Here is a 2,353-nt window from a genome sequence, read left to right on the forward strand (position 1 = left end):
TTTGTAAGCAAAACAACGAAACCAATTTTGCAGCTTGTTGATATTGCAAACAGTATAAAAGATGGTAAAATTGATGAAAAAATTGAAATCAATAGTAATGATGAAATTGGCGTTCTTGCTAATGCTTTCGATGAAATGGCCCATAAAATTAAAAATATTATTACTGAAATCAGCAAGCTTGGGGATAATTTACACAATGGTAAATTAGATTACAGAGCAACGAATGATAATTTTAGCGGTGCTTATGCTGAACTTATTGACAATATTAACAATGCTATCAATCACATTGTAAGACCTCTCAATGTCGCAGCTGAATATATTGACCGCATCTCCAAGGGTGATATTCCTCCGAAGATTATTGATGAATACAAAGGTGATTTCAACGAAATAAAGAACAACATAAACCAGTGCATTGATGCAATTAATTTGCTTATTAAAGATACTTATGATTTGGCTGAACACGCTACTATGGGAAGACTTAACGAACGGGCTAATGCAGAACATCACCAGGGAGATTTCCGTCGATTAGTGCATGGAATTAACTCCACACTCGATCGTCTTGTCGGATTAATTGACAATATGCCTATTCCTGTAAGAATCGTTGATAAAAATAATAATGTATTGTATGAGAATAAATGCATTTATTAATTAAAGGAATATAATAATAAATTAATTTTTTATTAATCTTGAAGATAGTATCCTAATTTTATTTTGTACTTTTTATTTTAGAGGTTTCTATGAAATTAAATGTAAAACTTTATTTATTAATAGGCGGAACAGTTGTCTTAGCTTTCTCAGCTTTTGGATACTTTGTTTATCATTTCGAAAAAAACTCAATCGACGCTTCATATCAAGAGGCAATGCAAGAGTATTTGAATAATTACACGCAAATGATTAATCTGGAAGTCGAAGCAAAACAAAAATCTTCTTCTATCGGGATTAATCTTGCAAGTAATTACTTAAAATCTTTAGGCAGCATCACAGAAACCCCCGAGCAAGTTGCTGTCAACGAACATTCGTTAAACAAATGGGTAGTTGCCGGCAAGCAAGTCCAAAATAACGCTGATATTATATCAGCTATTGAAGGATTTGGAATAAAAGCAGTCTCAATATTTCAAAAAACTCCAAAAGGCTATATAAGAATAGCTACAAATGTAAAATCTAAAGAAGGCAAATTAGCGTTAGGTACTGTTATTCCTTTTGACAATCCTGCGATACAAGCAATCGAAAAAGGTGAGAAATACACGGGTAGGATATGGATTGTTGATACTTGGTATTTAGCATCTTATGCACCAATTAGAGTAAATGGTGTAATTAAAGGAATGATTGGAGTCGGCGAGCCAGAAATAAATTACAAAGCTTTATCAGAGGACTTTAAGACCAAGAAATATTTCGGTTCTGGATATCCTTATATTTTAGACGATAAAGGTGTGTTGACAGCACATCCAGAATCAGTAGGATTAGACATATCTAAATACAATTTCACCCAAGAAATGCTGAAAAAGAAAAATGGTACAATTGTATATGAATGGAAAGGAAGAGAAAAAACACAGCATTTTAGATATATTGAACCGATAAAAAGTATTATTTCAGTTGGATACTATAATGATGACTATGAAGCAATATTTGCTGAATTAAGAATGACAATTATTATTGTGGTACTGATTGCGCTGGTGGTTGTCGTTGGTATTATCTTTATAATTGTTCGTTCAGTTATGAAGCAGCTTGGTGCTGACCCGAAAGAAGTTCAAGAAATAGCCAATAAAGTTGCAGAAGGTGATTTTTCTATGAATATCAACTTAAAGCAAGGTAACGAGAATAGTTTGCTTGCTTCAATGAATAAAATGGTGCAAACAATAAAAAATATGGTTCAAGACGTTCAAAAATTGGGTAATTCTGCAACAGAAGGCAAACTTGATGTGAGAGCAGATGCGACTAAATTTAACGGCGAATATAAACAATTGGTTCAGGGATTAAACGCTACACTCGATGCAATTATTGGACCTCTCAATGTCGCAGCTGAATATATTGACCGCATCTCCAAGGGTGATATTCCTCCGAAGATTATTGATGAATACAAAGGTGATTTCAACGAAATAAAGAACAACATAAACCAGTGCATTGATGCAATTAATTTGCTTATTAAAGATACTTATGATTTGGCTGAACACGCTACTATGGGAAGACTTAACGAACGGGCTAATGCAGAACATCACCAGGGAGATTTCCGTCGATTAGTGCATGGAATTAACTCCACACTCGATCGTCTTGTCGGATTAATTGACAATATGCCTATCCCTGTAAGAATCGTTGATAAAAATAATAATGTATTGTATGAAAATCATAATAAATT

2 protein-coding genes are annotated in these 2,353 nt (G+C 33.4%); both read left to right on the forward strand.

What is annotated here, in order from left to right; translation table 11 throughout:
- A partial coding sequence (locus AC6QZF_RS02045; protein ID WP_499798219.1) for a HAMP domain-containing protein occupies positions 1-648 on the forward strand: 648 nt, incomplete at its 5' end.
- Between the two features lie 89 nt (positions 649-737).
- A partial coding sequence (locus AC6QZF_RS02050; protein WP_499798220.1) for a Cache 3/Cache 2 fusion domain-containing protein occupies positions 738-2,353 on the forward strand: 1,616 nt, incomplete at its 3' end.

The sequence above is a fragment of the Eximiradius sp. genome (assembly GCA_937127445.1).
GTDB lineage: Bacteria > Bacteroidota > Ignavibacteria > Kapaibacteriales > UBA2268 > JAKIZO01.